Origin of the sequence: Sinomonas cellulolyticus, from assembly GCF_014656475.1 — a bacterium.
Taxonomy (GTDB): Bacteria; Actinomycetota; Actinomycetes; order Actinomycetales; family Micrococcaceae; genus Sinomonas; species Sinomonas cellulolyticus.
The window spans coordinates 158,117-177,047 of sequence record NZ_BNCM01000004.1 but is presented as its reverse complement, the minus strand read 5'-3'; the positions used below and the strand labels follow the sequence as shown (position 1 = coordinate 177,047).

Genomic DNA, 18,931 nt, shown 5'->3' with positions numbered 1-18,931 from the left:
GCCGCGTCAGGAGGCGATGCCCTTCTCCTTGAGCCACGCCTTTGCCGCATCCGCCGGCGACTGCTTCTGGCTCCCGGTCACGGCCCGGTTGAGGTTCACCAGGTCGTCCGTGGTGAGCTGCTTCGAGACGGCGTTGAGGGCGGACTTTGCCTTGTCCGAGACAGTATCGGTGCGGACGAGCGGCACCACCTGCTGTGCGATGAAGTTGTTCTTGGGATCGTCCAGCACCACAAGGCCGTTGTCCGCGATGGAGGGGGTCGTCGTGAAGATGTCCGCCACCTGGATGGTGTTGTCCAGGAGCGCCTTCAGCGTGACTGGGCCGCCGCCGTCGCTCATCGCCGAGAACTGCTTCGGCACGCAGTTGTACTTGTCCTTGAGCCCCGGCAGGCCGTAGGCCCGCTTCTCGAAGGTCGCCGGCGCACCGATGACGAGCTCATTGCAGACCTTCCCCATGTCGTCGAGGCTCTTGAGGCTGTACTTGGCGGCGGTGGCCTTCGTGACGACCATCGCGTCCTTGTCCTCCGCCTTGGCAGGATCGAGGATCCCCAGCCCCTTCGGCAGCTTGTCCGGCAGGGCTGCGGCGATGTCCGATGCCGAGACCTGGGTGGCCTTGGAGTCCACGTAGAGCAGCAGGTTTCCGGTGTAGTCGGGGACAACGTCGATCGACCCGTCCTGGAGCGCCTTGTAGTAGACCTCGCGCGCACCGATGTTCGGCTTCGTGGTGGCCTTGACCCCGGCACCGTTGAGCGCGCCTGCATAGAGCTCGGCGATGATCTGGCTCTCGGTGAAGTCAGCCGAGCCGATGACGAGCTCCTTGCCCGCGCCGCCCGAGCCTCCTGAGGCGGCGCTGCCAGTGCTCAGGGGGTTCGACGAGCCTCCGCACCCACTCAGGGCCAGGCTGAGGCCGAGCCCCGCTGCAGCGACGGCGATCGCCCTGCGGCGGGTGACGGGGATCTTGTGGATCATGGCATTCCTTCCTGTACGGCCACCGCGGGAGCATCCGGCTCCGCGGCGGAGGACGAGCGTGGGCCCAGAGCGCGCAGGAGCGCACCGAGGACAAGGTCCGTGACGACGGCGAGCAGGGCCACGAGGACCGAGCCGCCGAGCATCTGCGGGTAGTCGGAGAGGGCGAGGCCGTCGAAGATGTAACGGCCCAGACCGCCGAGATTCGTATACGCGACGACCGTCGCAGTGGCGATGACCTGCAGCACCGCGGCCCGGAGGCCCCCGAAGATGACGGGGAGCGCATTGGGGAGCTCGACACCGAGCAGCACCTGGTACTCGCGCATGCCCTGCGCGCGGGCCGCGTCCACCACCACGGGGTCGACGGCGGCGATGCCGGAGTAGGTGCCGGCGAGCAGCGGAGGAACGCTCAGGATCACGAGGGCCCAGATGGGCGGCATGAGCCCGATGCCTGCGAGCAGGACGAACAGCACGAGGAGTCCGAGGGTCGGTACCGCGCGCAGCGCGCCGGCGAGGCCTACCACGACGACGCGCCCGCGGCCGGTGTGCCCGACGTACGCGCCGATGGGCAGCGCGATCACTGCGGCGATGGCCACGGTGAGGAGGGTGTAGAAGGCGTGCTCCCCGAGCCTGGCGGGGATGCTGGAGTAACCGCTCCAATTCGTCGGATCGGTGAGCCACACCCAGGTCTGCTCGAACAGGCTCACGCGCGTGCCGCCTTCCGCCGCCCGGCACCGTCGACGTGCCGAGCCCACGGAGCGAGCGCACGGCCGGCCAGCACGAGGGCGAGGTCCATGAGGAGAGCGAGCACCAGGATCCCCACCAGCCCCACGAGGATCTCGGTGATGAAGCCGCGCTGGAGGCCCTCGGTGAACAGGATCCCGAGATTCGGCATCCCGACCAGGGCCGCGACGGAGACAAGGGAGATGTTGCTGACGGACACGGCACGGAGCCCGGCGATGAGCACGGGCAGCGAGAGCGGCAGGTCCACGAGGAAGTAGCGTGTCGCGGGAGTATGGCCCATCGCCGTGGCGGCGAGGCTCAGCTCCCCGTCCACCGAATCAAGCGCGTCCAGGGCCGACCGCACGAGCAGCGCCACGGCGTAGACCGTGAGCGCCACGACGACGTTGACCGGATCGAGGATGCGAGTGCCGAGGACCACCGGGAGGATGATGAACAGCGCGAGCGAGGGGACGGTGTAGAGGACCGAGCTGACGGTGAGCAGCGCTGCGCGCAACCCCTGCCGGCCTCGGACTGCCTGGGCGAGCGGGAGGCTGATCACGAGGCCGAGCACGAGCGGAAGGACTGCCAGCACGAGGTGCTGGCCCGCGAGCGCCAGAATGCGACCCGAGTTGGCCAGGGCCCACTCCATCAGCCCTCCTCGCTGGCCATGGTGCCGGCGGTGCTGACCGAGCTCCGCTCGCGCTGCGCCTGCGCGCGGCGCCGGTCCGCCTCGGCGATGACCTCGCCGGTTCCGACCGTGCCAAGGAGGCGCCCGCCGTCGTCCACCACGACGCCGCGGCCGGACGGCGAGGACAGCGCGGCATCGAGGGCGGAGCGCAGCGTGCTGCCCGCCCGGTGCAGTGATCCCCCGCTCACGAGGGTGCCGGCGAAGGCTGCGCCGGCCCACCCGATGGGGCGCCCCGCCTCGTCCACGACCACGGCCCAGTCCCCCACGCGGGCAGCAGGGAGGTCCGCCACAGCCAGCGTCTCGACGGGGCTGGGAATGAGCCCGGCGTCATCGTAGAACCCGAGGTGCCGGAATCCGCGGTCCCGGCCGACGAACCCCGAGACGAAGTCGTCGGCAGGAGCCCGCAGGAGCTCCTCAGGGCTGGCCACCTGGGCGAGCCGGCCGCCCACGGCGAACACGGCGATCGTGTCTCCCAGCAGCACCGCCTCGTCGATGTCGTGGGTGACGAAGATGATCGTCTTGCCCAGGTCCCGCTGGAGCCGGAGCAGCTCGCGCTGCAGCTCGTGGCGGACCACGGGGTCCACCGCGCTGAACGGCTCGTCCATGAGCAGCACAGGCGGGTCCGCTGCGAGCGCGCGCGCCACGCCGACCCGCTGCTGCTGGCCGCCAGAGAGCTGGGCGGGGTACCTGCCGCCGAGGTCGGCGGAGAGGCCGACGACGTCGAGCAGCTCGCGGGCGCGGGCGCGGGCCGAGGCGCGGGAGACGCCATTGAGGCGCGGGACAGTGGCGATGTTGTCCAGGACGGTGCGATGCGGCATGAGGCCAGCGGCCTGCATGACATACCCCATGGACCGGCGCAGGAGCGGCGCCGGCTGGGAAGTCGCGTCGCGCCCGTCCACCGTGATCGTCCCGGAGGTGGGCTCGACCATCCTGTTGACCATCCGCAGGGAGGTCGTCTTGCCGCACCCGGACGGCCCGACGAAGACGGTGATCCGGCCCCGCGGCACGCTCAGGCTCAGACGGTCCACGGCGGTCATGCCGCCGTACACCTTGCTCACCTCGCGGAACTCGATCATGGGATCGGACACGTACACCTCACGAGTAGCGGATCAGTCGGTCTGTCGGTCAGTCTCGGCGTGCTGCTGTGAGCCTACCAGCGAGCCCATTGGGCGGCGGGGCATACGCGAGACCGGCGTAGTGTGGCACGACGAAGGGGGTTGCCGTGACTGTCATCATCGCCTTCTGCGCCAACGTGCTCGTGGCCGTCGCGAAGTCGGTTGCCGCCGCCATCACGGGTTCCGCGTCGATGGTCGCCGAGGCAGCCCACTCCTGGGCGGACGCCGGGAACGAGATCTTCCTGATCATCGCCGAGCGGCGCTCGGTCAAGCCGAAGGACGCGCGCCACCCCCTGGGTTTCGGACGTGAGGCGTTCGTCTGGTCCCTCTTCGCGGCGGTCGGCATCTTCACGGCCGGCGCCGTCGTCTCCGTCATGCACGGCGTGCAGGAGCTCTCAGCGCCGCAGCCCGTCGAATCGCCTGCCGTCGCGTATCTCGTGCTGGCAGTGGCATTCATCCTCGAGGGCACCTCCTTCACTCAGGCCGTGGTCCAAGTCCGGCGCCGTGCGCGCAGGGCGCGCGTGTCGCCGCTGCGCCTCGTGCTGCTCAGCTCCGACTCGACCCTGCGGGCCGTGGTCGCGGAGGATTCGGCCGCGCTCGTCGGCATCCTGCTCGCCGGCGGCGGCATCCTCGCCCACCAGCTCACGGGCAACGCCATGTGGGACGCCGTCGGGTCGATCGCGATCGGCGTTCTCCTCGGCGTCGTGGCGCTCGTCCTCATCGATCGGAACCGGCATTTCCTGGTGGGAGCCGCCTCCACGCCCGAGCTGCGCGCCGAGGCTGGTCGCCACCTGCTCGCGCACCCCGAGATCGAACGGGTGACGTACCTCCATCTCGAGTACGTCGGCCCCGGGCGGCTGTTCCTCGTCGCCGAGGTCGACCTCGCCGGCAACGACAACGAGGAGACCGTGGCCATCCAGCTGCGCCGCCTCGAACGTGAGCTCGAGGCGCACGAGGGCATCGAGGCTGCGGTCCTCTCACTCTCGGTCAGCGATGAGGCCGCACTCGAGTTCTGAAGGACCCCCTGCTCATGCCGGCTCAGGGCCTGACGCCTCGGCAAGCTCGATCGTGCCGAAGATCGGGTCTCTGTCCAGGATCTGCACATCGGCGATGCCCTGCTCCGCAAGCCCCGCACGGAAGCCGTCCTGGATGCGCCGTACGTGCATCCCGAGGCCGCTGCCCAGGATCACGGGGCCCTCGAGGTCGAGCTGGCGTGCCACCTGGGCCGCCATGCGCGCGAGGTCGTGCGCTGCTTGGTCCACCATGAAGCGGGCCCCGACATGCCCGGCGTCGGCCGCCTCCGTGACGATCCGGGACTGCTGAGCCCAGTACCGCCGCCCAGTTCCCGGGTCGTGGAAGTGGGCGATGAGCGCGCCGGGCTCCGCGAGCCCCGTGCCGGCAAGGAGGGCCGCGGTCAGGCTGTCCGGTTCGAGGCCGAGGTTCATCCGGTGCAGGCTGTACCGGACGGCCTCGCGCCCGAGCCAGTACCCGCTGCCCTCGTCTCCGAGGAGGTAGCCCCAGCCGCCCGCGCGGGCCTCCTCGCCGTCGGCGTTGACGCCCCAGGCCGCCGAGCCCGTCCCGGCGATCACCGCGACTCCCGTGCGTGCCCCGCCCGCAGCCAGCAGCAGGCGCGAGTCGTGGACCACGTTCACCCGGGCCCTCGGCGCGTGGGGGCGGATCAGGTCGGCGAGCGCCTGGGCGTCCGCCTCGGTGTCGATACCGCCGGCTCCGGCGAAGACGCGTGTGACGCCGGCGGCGTCCAGCCGGCCGAACAGCTCGGCGAGGTTCGCGGCGGCCGTCTCGCGGGCCACGTTCTGCACGTTCGCGCTGCCCACCTCGACGTCAGCGACGACCTCTCCGTCCACGACCTTGATGCCCCGCGTCTTGGTGCCCCCGATGTCGAGGCCGATCATGGTGTTCATGCTCACCGCCCCAGCCTAGTGACTAGGGTGAGCTCCATGGATGCTCCCCGAGACCTGCCCGCGGACCTGTTCGGAAACGGTGTGCTGGCCGCGCCGATGGCTGGCGGCCCGAGCCGGCCCGAGCTAGCACTCGCCGTGGGCGGCGCAGGGGGCCTCGGCTTCCTCGGGGGCGGGCTCAAGACCCCTCAAGTCCTTGAAGACGAGCTCCGCATCATGGAATCCCGAGGCGGCGGGCGCCCCTTCGGCGTCAACCTCTTCGTGCCGGCGACCCAGGAGATCGATCGCGACGCGGTCCTCGCGTACCGCGAGCGGCTGCGCCCCGAGGCCAAGGCCGTGGGAGCGGACATGCCGGAGCCGCGGTGGGCGGACGACGACGCATACCCGGCGAAGCTCGATCTCCTCCTCACGCATGCACCCGCCGTGGTCTCCTTCACGTTCGGGACGCCCCGCTGGGACGCTGTCGAGGCGTTGAAGAAGGCCGGCTCCTTCGTCCTCCAGACGGTCACAGGGCCCGAGGAGGCGGCCGTCGCTGCGGAGCTCGGCGCGGACGCTCTCGTGGTGCAGCACCCCGACGCCGGCGGCCACTCGGGAGCGTTCCTCGGCCTGCCGCCCTTCCAGGGAACCCTTCCGGAGCTCGTGGCGGCAGTCCGCGCCGCTGTCCCGCTCCCCCTCATCGCGGCGGGCGGGATCGGAACGCCCGACGCCGCCGCTGCCGCCCGGGACGCGGGCGCTGCGGCTCTCCAGCTCGGGACCGCCTTCCTGCGCACGCCCGAGGCGGGGACCAACCCCGTCCACCGCGCAGCGCTGGCCTCCACCGCATTCGAGCGGACAGCCCCCACCCGGGCCTTCTCCGGCAAGTGGGCCCGCGGCCTGGAGAACGGGTTCATGCTCCGGTTCGCCGACGCGCCGTCGGCCTATCCGGTGGTGCACCATCTGACGGCGCCCCTGCGTGCGGCCTCTGTGCGCGCGGGCAGCCCCGAGCGCACGAGCCTGTGGGCGGGCACGGCCTGGCGCGAGGCACGCGACGAGCCGGCCGCCGCCGTCGTGCACCGGTTCGCCCGCTGACTCGGCCCGGGGTCACCCCCCTACGGCCCGGGGTCACCTCCCGGGCAGGCAGGGTCTTAGGCTGGGCCCATGGCATCGGCACCGACGATCACGCTCGCATCCGGACACTCCATTCCGCAGATCGGCCTCGGGACCTGGCCGCTCGACGACGCCCAGGCTGCGGACACTGTCCTGGCGGCCCTCGAGCTCGGCTACAGGCACGTTGACACGGCGGAGAACTACGGCAACGAGGCCGGCGTCGGCGAGGGGATCCGCCGGTCCGGCCTGCCGCGGGAAAAGGTGTTCATCACCAGCAAGTTCAACCGCAAATGGCACAGCGTGCACGGCGTCCGCACGGCATGGGAGAACGCCGTGCGGAGGATCGGCGTCGACTACCTCGACCTGTACCTCATCCACTGGCCGAATCCCGCCCAGGGCACCTACGTCGAGGCCTGGGAAGGCCTCATCGCACTGCGCGATGAGGGGAAGGTCCGGTCGATCGGCATGTCCAACTTCTTCCCGGCCCATGTGAGGCGGGTGGTCGAGGCCACCGGCGTGGCACCGGACGTGGACCAGCTCCAGATCAGCCCGTATTGGACCAAGCGGGACATGCGGGAGTTCAACTCCGCCCAGGGCACAGTGACAGAGGCCTACACCCCTATCGGGCGGGGGACGGAACTCCTGGCCGCGCCCGCCGTCGTGGCCGCGGCTGAGGCCCACGGCGTGACGCCGGCACAGGCCGTCCTGAGGTGGCACACACAGCAGGGCCTCGTGGCCATCCCGAAGTCCTCCCACCGTGACAGGCTCGCCGAGAACCTGGACGTCTTCGGCTTCGACCTGACCCAGGCCGAGCTTGAGGCTCTGGATGCCCTCGACGGGCAGGGCCCGGAGGCGGCGGACCCGGAGCGCTTCGGCCACTGACCCGCCAACGGCAGGGCACCGTGCTCAGCGGGCGCGTCACCGTCGGCGCCCCTGGCGCCAGCGGCTGAGTGCTAGCGGCCGAAAGCGTCGGCGAGGGTGTCTGCGTCGAGGGCGAGGACATGCTCCCGGAACATGCGCACCTGCGGTGGCTCCCCCACGATCCGCGGCCACACCAGCCCGATCTCGCGGTATGCCCCCGGGTCCTCGAGCGCGAGCTCGGCCCAGCCCAGGCTGCGTGCGTGGCGCGTCGACCCGTACACGGCACCATGCCCCGCGCTGGACGGCGGCACGAGCGCCACGCCGAGGCCGGCGGACACGAGCCCGAGCAGGGTGCGCGAGTCCTGGCCCGAGAAGGCGATGTCCGGAGTGAAGCCTGCGTCGCGGCCGAGGCGGTCGAGGATGCTGCGCATCCCGAAGCCGCGCTCGAGGGCGACGAACGGCTCACCTGCCACCTCGCGCAGCCGGACGGACGGGCGGCCGGCCAGCCGGTGGTCAGCGGGGACGGCAAGGCGGACCCGCTGGACGTGGAGGGTGGCGCTGTCGAGCTCCCGGGTGCTGCGCGGCCGGGGCGACACGATCGCGAGGTCCACACGCCCCTCGGCCAGCGTGTCGAGGCAGTGCTGCCGCGAGCCCTGCACGAGCTCGAACCGCACATCGGGATGGTGGGAACGGAACCCGCTGACGAAGACCGGGACGGCCGACTCCCCGAAGGTCATCTGGAAGCTCAGCCGGACCACGCCGTGCGCCTCGTGCTGGCGCTCGTGCAGCGCGTCGATGCCCCGCTGCAGCTCCCCCAGGGCGGTCCGGATGGAGGGAAGGAGCTGCTCGGCGGCGGCCGTGAGCCGGATGCCGCGGCCCTCCTTGCGCACCAGTTCGGCGCCGACGACGGCGGCCGCGCGGGCGAGCGCGCGGCTCACCGTGGGCTGCGGCACGCCGAGGAGCTCCGCGGCGGCGGTCACGTGGCGGGTCTGCCCCACGGCGTCGAGCACCGGCAGGAGCGGCAGGAGGCGGGCGAGCTCCCCGTGGAGCGGCGCAGGGGGCGGTATGGATGTCATGGCAACCTATGCGTCGGGGTTATACGTCCTCTCGATCAGTGTATTGGACGTATACATTCCCCGCTTCCTACGGTGGAGGCATGAGTGCAGCTCCCGACGCAGTCCACGCTCAGACCCGCTGGGAGGGCCACGCCAAGGGCAGCCGGGGCTATCGGAGGCTCATCGCGGCCCTCGCCTTCGCCGGCGTCGCGACGTTCGCCCAGCTGTACTCTCCCCAGGCGCTCCTCCCCGGGATCGCCTCAGAGCTCGGCATCGACCCGGCCCGCGCGGCGCTGACCGTCTCCCTGGCCACCATCGGCCTCGCGGTCGCGGTGCTCCCGTGGTCGTTCGTGGCGGACCGGATCGGACGTATCGGCGCGATGCGTGCCGGGATCATCGCGGCGACCGTCCTCGGCCTCCTCGGTCCTCTCGCCCCGACGTTCGAGCTCCTGCTCGTGCTGCGCTTCCTCGAGGGCGCGGCCCTCGGCTCCGTGCCCGCCATTGCGATCGCCTACCTCAGCGAAGAGGTCAGCCGCACGCACGCGGCCCTTGCAGCGGGGACGTACATCGCTGGTACCACCGTGGGCGGCCTCGCGGGACGTCTCGCGGCCGGTCCGCTCGCGGACCTCCTGGGGTGGCGGCCCGCCGTGATGGCCGTCTCGGTCCTGGGAGCTGCCGCGGCTGTCGCGTTCATTGTGCTCGCGCCGCAGGCCCGCGGGTTCTCTCCGGCTCCCCGCCCCGAGGGTGGCGTCCGTGCCGCGGCGGCCGCGGCGGTCCACAAGCTCGGGGCACAGCTGCGCAGCTTCCGCCTCCTGGCCCTGTACGGACAGGCCTTCCTCCTCATGGGCTCCTTCGTGGCGGTCTACAACTACCTCGGCTTCCGGCTCGAGGCCGCACCGTTCCGGCTGCCTGCAAGCCTCGCGAGCCTCCTGTTCCTTGCCTACCTCTCGGGTACCTTCAGCTCGGGCTTCGCAGCCCGCCTCAGCGTCCGGTATGGGCGGCGCGCCGTGATGGTCGCGGGCACGATCGCGATGGCGGCCGGCGCGGTCGGGCTCGTCTCGGACTCGCTCGCGGCGGTCCTCGTGGCCCTCGTCGTGTTCACGGCGGGCTTCTTCGCGGCCCACGGCATCGCCTCCGGCTGGACGGGCGCGCTCGCGGCGTCAGGCCGGGCGCAGGCGGCGTCGCTGTACAACCTCGGGTACTACGGAGGGTCCAGCCTCCTCGGGTGGGCCGGAGGCCTCGTCCTCTCCTGGTGGGGCTGGAACGCGCTCGTGCTCGGCGTGGCAGCGATCGCGCTCACGACGGCGGCCGCCTCCTGGCTCGCACACGGAGCCGAAGCCCGCGCCCGCCGCAGCTGAGCGCTGCCGCAGCAGAGCCGAGCGTCCGGCGCGCGGCGACAGCGCCGGCGTCGTGCGTCACATGCAAGCGCTCTGGCGGCGCAAGGAGCGCGCGTGAGGCCGCTCGCATATCATGGGCACGCCCCCTGACCGAGGAGAACCCGTGACCACGCCGACCGCTGGCCGACCGCAGCACGCCGCGGGCCACCATCCCCCGGGCGGTGAGCCCCTGGACGACGTCGACCGGAGGATCCTCGCTGCCCTCGTCGAGGACGCGCGCATCACGAACAAGCAGCTGGCGGAGCTCGTGGGCATTGCGCCCTCCACGGCGCTCATGCGCACGAGGGCCCTCTCGGACCGCGGCATCATCACAGGGTTCGAGGCGAAGGTGGACCTCGCCGCGGTGGGCCGAAGCGTCCAGGCGCTCATCTCCGTGCGGCTGAGGGCGCACGACCGCGACCAGATCGACGCGTTCACTGCCCGCGTGCCGCAGCTGCCCGGAGTGCTGGCGACGTTCCACACCTCGGGCGCCGTGGACTACCTGCTGCACATCGCGGTGGGAAGCACCGAAGAGCTGCGCGACTGGGTGCTGGACAACCTCGCCACCGATCCCGTGGTGGGCCACACCGAGACGACGCTCGTATTCGAGCGGATCCCGGGACCGGGGCCGCTGCCCGCCTGAGCGGAAAAGCCGCTGTCGGCCCGAGGCGGCGCGCCGGGAGCGGCAGCCAGGTGGAAGCCGGGTCGGCTCAGCGGATCCAGTGGTGCAGGCCGAGGGGTTCTGCGAACCGGGCATCGGCGCGCCGGCCCTCGGCCTCCGCGAGGCGCTCGACGTCGATTCCCGGCGCTTTCGGCCGCTCGGCCCACTCGAGGAGCGCCTGGCCCACGCGGTACGCGAGCAGATCGAGGAGGCTCGGAGCCTGGTGGCGGGCGACGACGGTGGTGCTCATGGCTTCTCCTGATGGCGCCGGGGGCCCTCCTGGCGCTGGGGGGCCAGGGGGAAGGCATTGATGTGGATCTGGACGGGGCGGGCGCCCTCCGGGGTGGGGCGCCCCTTGAACTGGGCGATGAGGGAGCTCGCGAAGTCTTCCAGCTTCGCGGAGACCATGGCGAGTTCCGACGCCGTGAGGCGGGCGTGACTGGTGCTCGCCATCGCCGCGTCGGACCACTCGGCGGGCTCGCTGAGCCAGCCGTGCTCCATGAAGTCGGCGAGGGCAGCAGCTCGGCGGTGCTCGAACTCCCGGCTCACGAGATGCGCGGCCTCAGCGGTTGCTGGATCGTCGGCGAGCTCGCGGGTCACCACCTGCAGGCTCCCCTTGGGCCGGTCCCACCACCGTTCGCGCCCTGAACCGCGTCCCTCGACCTCTCGCAGGAAGTCGTGACGGGCAAGCTGGCGCAGGTGGTAGCTGGTCGAGCCCGTGGATTCGCCGAGGATCTCAGCGAGCGTGCCCGAGGTCTGGGGACCGAGCCTCGAAATCGTATCGAGGATCTCGATCCGCAGCGGATGGGCGAGGGCCTTCAGCGAGGCGACGTCGACGGTCCGCTTCGGCTCTGTTGCACTCCGGGCTTCCTCATCCATGCTGCAACGATACGACGACAAAGACTTCTTTGCAACCATCTCTTTGCAACGGTTTTTCTGCAGCGTGGTCTTTGCAGTGATTGTCTTTGCAGACTCTCCTTTGCCGACCGCCGCGCGGCAGCGCCGCCTCCGATGTCATGGCTCACCGACCATAATGGGGCGGTGATCATCGACAACGCCGTGTACGTCGGCGGCCGGCGCGCTGCCCACCCCGAAACCCTGGAGCAGACCTTCGAGACGCTCGAGGCGGTCGGCGGGAGCATGGCGTGGATCGGCCTCTACCGCCCCACACCCGAGGAGATGGCCGAGGTCGCGCAGGAGTTCAAGCTCCACGACCTCGCAGTCGAGGACGCCATCAACGCGCACCAGCGGCCCAAGATGGAACGGTACGACGAGACGCTGTTCACGGTCCTGCGCCCGGCACGCTATGTGGACGAGACCGAGACAGTCGAATTCGGCGAGCTGCACATCTTCACCGGCCCCAACTTCGTCGTCACCATCCGGCATGCCGAGACGGCCGGCGTCGGGCTCGTACGGAAGCGGCTCGAGGCGGACAGCGACCTGCTCGGTCTCGGACCGGACGCCGTGCTGTACGCCCTGCTGGATCGCGTAGTGGATGACTACAAGCCCGTCGTCGCGGGCCTGGAGAACGACATCGACGAGATCGAGGACCAGCTCTTCGCCAATGACCAGGCCGTCTCGCGCCGCATCTACGAGCTCACCCGCGAGGTCCTGCAATTCCAACGGGCCGTCCACCCGCTCACGCGGCTGATCGAAACGCTCGAGGCAGGATTCGGCGAGCGCGAGAACGACATCGAGCTCCAGCGCCGGCTCCGCGACGTCCACGACCACATCGAGCACATCGTCTCCCGCGCCGATTCCTTCCGGGACATCCTCCAGAACGCGCTCGTCCTTGACGGCACGCTCACCTCGAACCGGCAGAACGAGACGAGCCTCGCCCAGAATGAGCAGGTCAAGCGGATCTCCTCTTGGGCGGCCATCTTCTTCGCCCCAAGCCTCGTCGCGGGCATCTACGGGATGAACTTCCGCGGGATGCCGGAGCTTGAATGGGCCTACGGCTACCCGTATGCCCTCGGCCTCATGGTGGTGGCGGGGTTCATCCTGTGGCTCATCTTCAAGCGGAAGCAGTGGCTGTAACGGCTAGGCTGGCGCCATGACCGAGACATCGCCGGTGACAGTGACCGTCACGGGGGCCGCGGGCCAGATCGGCTACGCCCTCCTGTTCCGCATAGCCAGCGGGGCCATGCTCGGCCCCCACACCCCGGTCCGCCTGAAGCTCCTGGAGATCCCCGCGGCCGTGCGGGCCGCGGAGGGTACCGCACTTGAGCTCAGCGACTGCGCGTTCGGCCTACTGCACTCGGTGGACGTCACCGACAGCCCTGCCTCGGCCTTCGACGGGACGGACGTCGCACTCCTGGTCGGCGCGAGGCCCCGAGGTGCCGGCATGGAACGATCCGACCTGCTTGAAGCCAATGCCGGCATCTTCGGGCCCCAAGGGCGCGCCATCAACGACCACGCCGCAGACGACGTGCGAGTCCTCGTCGTGGGCAACCCGGCGAACACGAACGCGCTCATCGCGGCAGCGAACGCCACCGACGTGCCGCGGGAGCGATTCACCGCGATGACCCGCCTCGACCACAACCGCGCGGTAGCCCAGCTCGCGATCAAGCTGGGATGCCCGGTCACGGACATCGACGGAGTGACCATCTGGGGCAATCACTCGGCAAGCCAGTACCCGGACCTCACCCACGCCACGGCCGGCGGGGAGCCGGTGCCCGCGCTGGTGGACGAGGCCTGGATCGAGTCGGAGTTCATCCCTCGCGTGGCTCGGCGCGGGGCCGAGATCATCGACGCCCGGGGCGCCTCCTCCGCCGCCTCCGCCGCAAGCGCAGCGATTGACCACATACGGGACTGGATAGACGGCACGCCCGAGGGGTGGACATCCGCCGCGGTCGTCTCGGACGGCTCCTACGGGGTCCCTGAGGGGCTCGTCAGCTCCTTCCCCGTACGGAGCGTGGACGGCGCCTGGGAGATCGTCCAGGGGCTGGCGCTGCCGGAGTTCTCCCGTGAGCGGATTGACGCATCCGTGGCAGAGCTCATCGCCGAACGGGACGCCGTGCGGGGCCTCGGCCTCCTCGGCTGAGCTACGCCGCGCAGCTGACGAGCAGCAGGGCCTTCCGGCCCTGTCGTGCGGCACGCCGGGGTTCCTAGCATGGTCGCATGACCAGCCAGCAGCCCCTGTATGCGGCAAAGGGCCCGGTCCCGCCGCTCGACCTGCCCTACTACGGCGCTCCGCCCGTCGAGGCCTTCGTTCGCGTCTTCAAGAAGTACGCGATCTTCACGGGCCGCGCGAGCCGGAGCGAGTTCTGGTGGTGGGCCCTTGCCTCGGCCATCATCTCCGCCATCCTCGACTCCATCGGCCAGAACGTCGTCAACGGCCAGCCCACCGGGACAAGCCCTCTTGGCGTGGCCTGGGGTCTGGCCACTCTGGTTCCCGGCCTTGCGGTGGCGGCACGCCGCCTGCACGACGTGAACCTGAGCGCCTGGCTCCTGCTGCTCGCCGTGATTCCCCTGCTCGGCTGGATCGCACTGATCGTGATGCTCGCCCAGCGCGAGAACCCCCTGGGCGCGCGGTTCGACCGCAGGCCGGCCCAGCAGTACGGGGCCCCCGGCTACTACCCGCCGCCATACCCTCCCGCGGCCCCGCCACCGTCACCAGGCCCACCGACGGCCCAGCCGCCCGCGTCCGGCCCCCCGGCGTGACACCCCCGGCCGCCCTCAGCCGATAACCCGTCCCGCTCACGAAAGAAGGGTCCCAGCCTCTCGGCTGGGACCCTTCTCTTGCCCGTCTCATGCGGGCATACGTGGAGCCTAGGGGATTTGAACCCCTGACCTCTTCGATGCGAACGAAGCGCTCTACCAACTGAGCTAAGACCCCGCGGTGCGGGTTCTACGTTACTGGGACGGGGCGTGAATTCCAAATCCCTCTGCCCTCTCCAGCATTGCCGGCAACGACCCCCGCAGGAGGGAGAGCCAGAGTCGGCTTGGGCTCACGCGCGGCGGCGGTTGAGGACCTCGTCGAGGTTGCCGAGCGCCCCCCGGCGGGCCCCGGGCCGAGGCCCGATGGAGGAAACGTCCGGGACGCTGCCAGGCTCGGGGACTTCCGGCTGGGGCTTGAGGAGGGGCCGCCCCTCAGGCTTGGGCGCCTCGGGCATATCGAGCGGGGCAGGTCCGGGTCGCTCCGCCCTGGGAGCAGCCACGTAGCCGGGGCGGGGAACGTCCACCGGTTCCCATTCCTCCTCCGCGCCCGTGGCCTTGGCCTCGGCAGTGGCATTAGCCTGCGACGCCTTCGCCACCTCGAGCGCAAGGGCCCGGAGCTCGCTGTGGCTCACGGGCCGCGGCGCTGGCTCGGGATCACGCCCGGCATCGAAGACTTCGGTGGGTCCCTGCGGCGCCGCCGGCCTGGTGGACTGCGCCGAAGCGCTGCGCATTGCTGCCTTGAAGGCCTCGTCGACGCGCCGTTTCCGGTCGCGCACGGCGAGCGCACGGAGACTGGCGACGGCGGCTGCAACCCCGGCCGCACAGAGAGCCGGAACCCAAGCCGGCAGGCCAACCACCAGGAGCACGAGGGTGACCGGGACGGCCAGTGCGGCTGCAAGGCCCGCGAGCGCCAGCACCATGCGGCCCCAGCGGATCCGCAGCCGGACCTGAGGTTCCGCGGCGCCCGGCGGTCGCTCGCTGCCCGAGGACGACGGCGCCGAGCCGACATCCTCGGTGGCGGCCGCTCGAGGCGGTGTCTGGGACAGCGGCGCGGAGACCATCAAGGACTCGGGCGGAACAGCCGCTTCCGTCAGGAGGACGGCCTCCCCGGAGGGGAGAACGGCCCTGCGGCGCCGCGTCGCGTAGGGGGCGACCCACAGCAGCCACACGAGCACGGCTGCGCCGAGCACCATCGAGCTGCTGAGGGCGAGATCCATGTCTAAAACCGTAGGAGTATCGCCGGGACGCGACACGGATTAGCGACGGTGTGTCGCGAGAACCCCAGCGGCGGGTGAGCAACACCACACCGGTGCGGCGCGCCGTCGTACGGAACCCTGTGCTGTTCGGGGTGGACCGGGCTCAGCGCGAGGCGAGCCACCGCCCGAGAAGGCCCTCCGCCGGGACCTCTTCCGCGGTCAGCGCGAACGACTCGTGGTCTGCCCAGGCGCCATTGATGTGCAGGAAGCGCGGGCGCAGCCCCTCGCGCCTGAAACGGAGCTTCTCGACCACTCGCAGGCTCGGCGCGTTCTCCGGGCGGATGTTGATCTCCATTCGGTGCAGGCCGAGTTCACGGAAGCAGTGATCCGTGGCCATGGCCACCGCAGTAGGGGCGATCCCCCGCCCCGCGTGCTCACGGTCCACCCAGTAGCCCAGCGTGGCCATGAGCGCGGATCCCCACACGATCGAGGAGACCGTGAGCTGCCCGACGATAGGCGCCCGGCGCGTGCGGGGGTCATCCAAGGTGATGACGAACGGCAGTGCCGAGCCCTCCCGCGCCTGGTGCGTGAGGGACCTGACCATGTCGCGGAACGTCGGCAGGCTCCCTCCCGGCTGGGGGTTCGAGGCCTCCCAGGGGGCGAGCCATTCGCGGTTCCTGCCGCGGACGGCCATCCACTCGGCCCGATCGGACATACGCAGCGGCCGCAGGGCCAGATCTCCAGAGCGCAGGGTCACAGGCCACAGGGCCGAGGACGCCATGCGCTTCTCAGGCGCGTGCCGACGGGCTGTCTGCGCCGTCGGCGACAAAGTCGGCGAGCCACGTGCGGAGGTCAGCGCCGAAGTCGTCACGGGCACAGGCGAGCGTCACGACCGCCTTGAGGTAGGAGAGCTTGTCCCCCGTGTCGTAGCGGCGCCCGCGGAAGACCACCCCGTACACGCCGCCGCCCTCGCCCTCCCTGCGGGCCAGCTCCTGGAGGGCGTCCGTGAGCTGGATCTCACCGCCGCGGCCGGGCTCGGTGCGGTGGAGGACCTCGAACACGGCGGGGTGCAGCACGTAGCGCCCGATGATGGCGAGGTTGCTGGGGGCGTCCTCCGGCGCCGGCTTCTCGACGAGGCCGTTGACCTGCACGTAATCCTCGCCCTCGACCGGCGTGACGTCCGCGCACCCGTACGCGGAGATCGACTCGCGCGGCACTTCCATGAGCGCCACGACCGATCCACCGGTGGCCTGCTGGACGCGGATCATCTCGGCGAGCAGCTCGTCCCGCTCGTCGATGAGGTCGTCGCCGAGGAGCACGGCGAACGGCTCGTTGCCGACGTGCCGCTCCGCGCAGAGGACGGCGTGGCCGAGGCCCTTCGGGTCGCCCTGACGGACATAGTGGATGTCGCCGAGGTTGTTGGACTGCTGGATCGCCGCCAGCTTCTTGCTGTCGCCCTTGGCCTCGAGCGCCGCCTCGAGTGACGGCACCCGATCGAAGTGGTCCTCGAGCGCACGCTTGTTGCGGCCCGTGATCATCAGGATGTCATTGATGCCCACCGAGACGGCTTCTTCGACGACGTACTGGATGGCCGGCTTGTCGACGACCGGCAGCATCTCCTTCGGCATCGCCTTTGTCACCGGAAGGAACCGGGTGCCGAGGCCGGCGACGGGAATGACTGCTTTCTTCACAGTTGCGGTGGTAGACACGAGCCACACTCTATACGAGTGCGCGACCGCCGCGGATAGAGTCGGGGGATGGACATGGCCGAGCGGAAGTCAGCGCTGCGCGCACGGATCTGGGCTGCCCGCCGCGCCCTCGCGGCCCCGCACATCGCGGAGGCCGCCGCGGGGATCACCGAGCACGGTCTCGCCTGGGCGCGCGCCGACGTCTCGCCCGGGGGTGTGCTGACGGCGTATGTGGGCGTCGGGGTGGAGCCGCCGACACTCCCCCTCGTGGAAGCACTGCACCGTGAGGGCCACCGTGTCCTGCTGCCGATCTGCCTCCCGGCGCGTCAGCTGGGATGGGTCGAATGGCACCCCGGGATCGAGTTCGCCCGCAGCCGGTACGCTCCCGTCCAGGAGCCCGTGGGACCGCTCATCTCCGGGGACGAGGCCATCGCCGGCGACGGCGGCCGCCCGGGTCTCGCGGGCATCCTCCTGCCTGCCACCGCCCTGGACAGCGAGGGGCGCCGCATCGGCCAGGGCGGCGGCTACTACGACCGGTTCCTTGCCCGCGTGGACGCGGCGGGGGCGAGGCCCGCCACCGCTGCGGTGGTGTACGACGGCGAGGTCCTCCCCCCTGGCGCCGTGCCCGCCGATGCACTCGATCGCCTCGTCGCCGCAGCAGTGACGCCGGCGGGGCTGCGCCGTCTGGGCGGAGCGCTGACGGCGGCGGCCGAATAGGCCCTGCGGAATAGCGTGCTCGCCCGGACTGTTAGAATTAGCACTCGGGGCGGCCGACTGCCAACCGCGCCCCGACTGTCCATCAAGGAGTTCCAGTGCCCACCTACGCCTACGCCTGCAAAGACTGCCACCACGCCTTCGACATCGTTCAGTCGTTCAGCGACCCGTCGCTGACGGTCTGCCCCGAGTGCGGCGGAACGCTGCGGAAGAAGTTCAACAGCGTGGGCGTGGTTTTCAAGGGCGGCGGCTTCTACCGCACCGACTCGCGAAGCGGCGGAAGCAGCGTCCCTGCCGCGGCGGCGTCCAAGGACACCGGTGCGAAGGAGTCGAAGGGCAAGGACTCCGCCCCGGCTGCGGCAGCCGCGTCGAACTGACACCCTCCGAGTAGCGCGATCCTCCTTCGCAAAGGAGTCATTGCGAGCATTGTCCACATAGCGCTGCCCGGGGCGGCGGACGTAGAGCCTGCTCACTAGCGTTGCAGGCATGAACCGACCTCGGCACCCGTCAGCACTGCGGCGACGGCCTACGGCTGGCCGAGACAGAGTACGGCCGTGGGAGCCAGCCCGCCGGGGTCTCTTCAGCCGGTTTCTCGACAGGCGGCGTCGCACCCTCGCTGCGGCATGCCTGTGCCTGGGCGTCGGCATCCTCGCCTACCAGCTCACTCCCCCTTCGGCGGCAATGGTTTCCGTCGCCGTCGCCGCACGGGATCTTCCGAGCGGCGCAACCCTCTCCCCTGCCGATCTCCGCACGGCCCGGCTGCCGGCTGAGGCCGTGCCCGAGCGCGCCGAATCCGATCCGGCGCGCAGTGCGGGCCAGCGGCTCGCCGGGCCGTTGCGCCGCGGGGAGGTGGTGACCGATGCCGCCCTCGTCGGGCCCGGTCTCCTGACCGGCACCCTGCCCGGGACCACAGCCGTGCCAGTCCGGATGGCCGATCCCGCCTCACTCCAGCTTCTCGCCCCAGGGCAGCTCGTGGACCTCGTCCTCAGCGCTGATGCGGGCGGAGGCGGCGCGTCCGCAAGCGCACTTGCCTCCCAGGTTCCTGTCCTGTGGACCAGCGCATCCCAGGGGGCAGCGGCCGGAGGGTCTTGGCTGGGCTCGGCGCAGGACGCAGACGGCCTGCTGGTGGTCGGTGCCACTCCCGAGCAGTCGCTCCGGATCGCAGGCGCGTCGACCCGCGGCAAGGTCTTCTTCGTGCTCGTCGAGGCCGGGGCCCGATGACCGTC

General features: G+C 70.9%; 22 protein-coding genes and 1 tRNA gene. 11 read left to right on the top strand and 12 right to left on the bottom strand.

Annotated elements, in window-relative coordinates:
• Positions 1-6 precede the first annotated feature (6 nt).
• From IE231_RS06710 to IE231_RS06695, 4 genes are read right to left on the bottom strand one after another with little or no spacing between them, the layout of a single operon-like run.
• Entirely contained in the window at positions 7-966 is a 960-nt protein-coding gene (locus IE231_RS06710; RefSeq protein ID WP_189693164.1) for an ABC transporter substrate-binding protein, read from the bottom strand.
• Positions 963-1,670 (bottom strand): ABC transporter permease, encoded by a 708-nt coding sequence (locus tag IE231_RS06705; protein ID WP_189693163.1) that lies wholly within the window; start codon positions 1,668-1,670, stop codon positions 963-965. Before IE231_RS06705 ends, IE231_RS06710 begins: the two co-directional genes overlap by 4 nt.
• Complete coding sequence (locus IE231_RS06700) at positions 1,667-2,335, bottom strand: ABC transporter permease (protein ID WP_189693162.1); 669 nt, start codon at positions 2,333-2,335, stop codon at positions 1,667-1,669. Before IE231_RS06700 ends, IE231_RS06705 begins: the two co-directional genes overlap by 4 nt.
• Positions 2,335-3,462 carry an ABC transporter ATP-binding protein gene (locus IE231_RS06695; RefSeq protein ID WP_304944922.1) on the bottom strand — a complete coding sequence of 376 codons (1,128 nt, stop codon included), beginning with the start codon at positions 3,460-3,462 and terminating at the stop codon, positions 2,335-2,337. The genes IE231_RS06700 and IE231_RS06695 overlap by 1 nt, the downstream gene beginning before the upstream one ends.
• 134 nt (positions 3,463-3,596) lie before the next feature.
• Here IE231_RS06695 and IE231_RS06690 point away from each other — a divergent pair, with 134 nt between their 5' ends.
• A complete protein-coding gene (locus IE231_RS06690) occupies positions 3,597-4,505 on the top strand; it encodes a cation diffusion facilitator family transporter (protein WP_189693161.1) in 909 nt (302 codons plus the stop codon).
• 12 nt (positions 4,506-4,517) lie between these two features.
• Here the strand turns inward: IE231_RS06690 and IE231_RS06685 are convergent, their stop codons facing one another.
• Positions 4,518-5,411 (bottom strand): N-acetylglucosamine kinase, encoded by an 894-nt coding sequence (locus IE231_RS06685; RefSeq protein ID WP_229866564.1) that lies wholly within the window; start codon positions 5,409-5,411, stop codon positions 4,518-4,520.
• A 36-nt stretch (positions 5,412-5,447) separates the two neighbouring features.
• Here IE231_RS06685 and IE231_RS06680 point away from each other — a divergent pair, with 36 nt between their 5' ends.
• Both IE231_RS06680 and IE231_RS06675 read left to right on the top strand, forming a co-directional pair.
• Positions 5,448-6,476, top strand: coding sequence for a nitronate monooxygenase (locus IE231_RS06680; protein WP_189693160.1), 1,029 nt, complete (start codon positions 5,448-5,450; stop codon positions 6,474-6,476).
• A 69-nt stretch (positions 6,477-6,545) separates the two neighbouring features.
• Entirely contained in the window at positions 6,546-7,376 is an 831-nt protein-coding gene (locus IE231_RS06675) for an aldo/keto reductase (protein ID WP_189693159.1), read from the top strand.
• A gap of 71 nt (positions 7,377-7,447) precedes the next feature.
• On the opposite strand, the gene IE231_RS06670 is transcribed toward IE231_RS06675, so the two are convergent.
• Positions 7,448-8,431, bottom strand: a complete 984-nt coding sequence (locus IE231_RS06670) for a LysR substrate-binding domain-containing protein (RefSeq protein WP_189693158.1) — start codon at positions 8,429-8,431, stop codon at positions 7,448-7,450.
• 80 nt (positions 8,432-8,511) lie between these two features.
• Between IE231_RS06670 and IE231_RS06665 the strand changes: the two genes are divergently transcribed.
• Both IE231_RS06665 and IE231_RS06660 read left to right on the top strand, forming a co-directional pair.
• A complete protein-coding gene (locus IE231_RS06665; RefSeq protein WP_189693157.1) occupies positions 8,512-9,768 on the top strand; it encodes an MFS transporter in 1,257 nt (418 codons plus the stop codon).
• 142 nt (positions 9,769-9,910) lie between these two features.
• Positions 9,911-10,429 carry an Lrp/AsnC family transcriptional regulator gene (locus IE231_RS06660; RefSeq protein ID WP_229866544.1) on the top strand — a complete coding sequence of 173 codons (519 nt, stop codon included), beginning with the start codon at positions 9,911-9,913 and terminating at the stop codon, positions 10,427-10,429.
• Between the two features lie 67 nt (positions 10,430-10,496).
• On the opposite strand, the gene IE231_RS06655 is transcribed toward IE231_RS06660, so the two are convergent.
• A complete protein-coding gene (locus tag IE231_RS06655) occupies positions 10,497-10,697 on the bottom strand; it encodes a hypothetical protein (RefSeq protein WP_189693155.1) in 201 nt (66 codons plus the stop codon).
• On the bottom strand, positions 10,694-11,326 hold the full coding sequence (locus IE231_RS18465) for an ArsR/SmtB family transcription factor (RefSeq protein WP_189693154.1): 633 nt from the start codon (positions 11,324-11,326) through the stop codon (positions 10,694-10,696). Before IE231_RS18465 ends, IE231_RS06655 begins: the two co-directional genes overlap by 4 nt.
• A gap of 162 nt (positions 11,327-11,488) precedes the next feature.
• Here IE231_RS18465 and corA point away from each other — a divergent pair, with 162 nt between their 5' ends.
• From corA to IE231_RS06635, 3 genes are all read left to right on the top strand, one after another.
• A complete protein-coding gene (gene corA / locus IE231_RS06645; RefSeq protein ID WP_229866542.1) occupies positions 11,489-12,484 on the top strand; it encodes a magnesium/cobalt transporter CorA in 996 nt (331 codons plus the stop codon).
• 16 nt (positions 12,485-12,500) lie between these two features.
• Complete coding sequence (locus IE231_RS06640; protein WP_189693152.1) at positions 12,501-13,490, top strand: malate dehydrogenase; 990 nt, start codon at positions 12,501-12,503, stop codon at positions 13,488-13,490.
• Between the two features lie 77 nt (positions 13,491-13,567).
• A complete protein-coding gene (locus tag IE231_RS06635) occupies positions 13,568-14,110 on the top strand; it encodes a DUF805 domain-containing protein (RefSeq protein WP_189693151.1) in 543 nt (180 codons plus the stop codon).
• 102 nt (positions 14,111-14,212) lie between these two features.
• Here IE231_RS06635 and IE231_RS06630 read toward each other — a convergent pair.
• From IE231_RS06630 to galU, 4 genes are all read right to left on the bottom strand, one after another.
• Positions 14,213-14,285, bottom strand: a tRNA-Ala gene (locus tag IE231_RS06630).
• Positions 14,286-14,397: 112 nt separating this feature from the next.
• Positions 14,398-15,324: a hypothetical protein gene (locus tag IE231_RS06625; protein WP_189693150.1), complete on the bottom strand. Its 927-nt coding sequence runs from the start codon at positions 15,322-15,324 to the stop codon at positions 14,398-14,400.
• Between the two features lie 142 nt (positions 15,325-15,466).
• Positions 15,467-16,084, bottom strand: a complete 618-nt coding sequence (locus IE231_RS06620) for a GNAT family N-acetyltransferase (RefSeq protein ID WP_189693149.1) — start codon at positions 16,082-16,084, stop codon at positions 15,467-15,469.
• Positions 16,085-16,091: 7 nt separating this feature from the next.
• Positions 16,092-17,012, bottom strand: a complete 921-nt coding sequence (gene galU / locus IE231_RS06615; protein ID WP_189693148.1) for a UTP--glucose-1-phosphate uridylyltransferase GalU — start codon at positions 17,010-17,012, stop codon at positions 16,092-16,094.
• A 48-nt stretch (positions 17,013-17,060) separates the two neighbouring features.
• Between galU and IE231_RS06610 the strand changes: the two genes are divergently transcribed.
• From IE231_RS06610 to IE231_RS06600, 3 genes are all read left to right on the top strand, one after another.
• Positions 17,061-17,708 carry a 5-formyltetrahydrofolate cyclo-ligase gene (locus tag IE231_RS06610; protein WP_229866541.1) on the top strand — a complete coding sequence of 216 codons (648 nt, stop codon included), beginning with the start codon at positions 17,061-17,063 and terminating at the stop codon, positions 17,706-17,708.
• Positions 17,709-17,803: 95 nt separating this feature from the next.
• Positions 17,804-18,082: an FmdB family zinc ribbon protein gene (locus IE231_RS06605; RefSeq protein ID WP_189693147.1), complete on the top strand. Its 279-nt coding sequence runs from the start codon at positions 17,804-17,806 to the stop codon at positions 18,080-18,082.
• A gap of 304 nt (positions 18,083-18,386) precedes the next feature.
• Positions 18,387-18,926: an RcpC/CpaB family pilus assembly protein gene (locus tag IE231_RS06600; RefSeq protein ID WP_229866540.1), complete on the top strand. Its 540-nt coding sequence runs from the start codon at positions 18,387-18,389 to the stop codon at positions 18,924-18,926.
• The last annotated feature ends 5 nt before the right edge of the window (positions 18,927-18,931 follow it).

What these genes read in the sequence shown, in the direction of transcription:
- IE231_RS06710 (WP_189693164.1), bottom strand. Translation starts at nt 966, where the DNA reads ATGATCCACAAGATCCCCGTCACCCGCCGCAGGGCGATCGCCGTCGCT.
- IE231_RS06700 (WP_189693162.1), bottom strand. Translation starts at nt 2,335, where the DNA reads ATGGAGTGGGCCCTGGCCAACTCGGGTCGCATTCTGGCGCTCGCGGGC.
- IE231_RS06685 (WP_229866564.1), bottom strand. Translation starts at nt 5,411, where the DNA reads ATGAACACCATGATCGGCCTCGACATCGGGGGCACCAAGACGCGGGGC.
- IE231_RS06680 (WP_189693160.1), top strand. Translation starts at nt 5,448, where the DNA reads ATGGATGCTCCCCGAGACCTGCCCGCGGACCTGTTCGGAAACGGTGTG.
- IE231_RS06675 (WP_189693159.1), top strand. Translation starts at nt 6,546, where the DNA reads ATGGCATCGGCACCGACGATCACGCTCGCATCCGGACACTCCATTCCG.
- IE231_RS06670 (WP_189693158.1), bottom strand. Translation starts at nt 8,431, where the DNA reads ATGACATCCATACCGCCCCCTGCGCCGCTCCACGGGGAGCTCGCCCGC.
- IE231_RS06665 (WP_189693157.1), top strand. Translation starts at nt 8,512, where the DNA reads ATGAGTGCAGCTCCCGACGCAGTCCACGCTCAGACCCGCTGGGAGGGC.
- IE231_RS06655 (WP_189693155.1), bottom strand. Translation starts at nt 10,697, where the DNA reads ATGAGCACCACCGTCGTCGCCCGCCACCAGGCTCCGAGCCTCCTCGAT.
- IE231_RS18465 (WP_189693154.1), bottom strand. Translation starts at nt 11,326, where the DNA reads ATGGATGAGGAAGCCCGGAGTGCAACAGAGCCGAAGCGGACCGTCGAC.
- IE231_RS06640 (WP_189693152.1), top strand. Translation starts at nt 12,501, where the DNA reads ATGACCGAGACATCGCCGGTGACAGTGACCGTCACGGGGGCCGCGGGC.
- IE231_RS06635 (WP_189693151.1), top strand. Translation starts at nt 13,568, where the DNA reads ATGACCAGCCAGCAGCCCCTGTATGCGGCAAAGGGCCCGGTCCCGCCG.
- IE231_RS06625 (WP_189693150.1), bottom strand. Translation starts at nt 15,324, where the DNA reads ATGGATCTCGCCCTCAGCAGCTCGATGGTGCTCGGCGCAGCCGTGCTC.
- IE231_RS06620 (WP_189693149.1), bottom strand. Translation starts at nt 16,084, where the DNA reads ATGGCGTCCTCGGCCCTGTGGCCTGTGACCCTGCGCTCTGGAGATCTG.
- IE231_RS06610 (WP_229866541.1), top strand. Translation starts at nt 17,061, where the DNA reads ATGGACATGGCCGAGCGGAAGTCAGCGCTGCGCGCACGGATCTGGGCT.
- IE231_RS06600 (WP_229866540.1), top strand. Translation starts at nt 18,387, where the DNA reads ATGGTTTCCGTCGCCGTCGCCGCACGGGATCTTCCGAGCGGCGCAACC.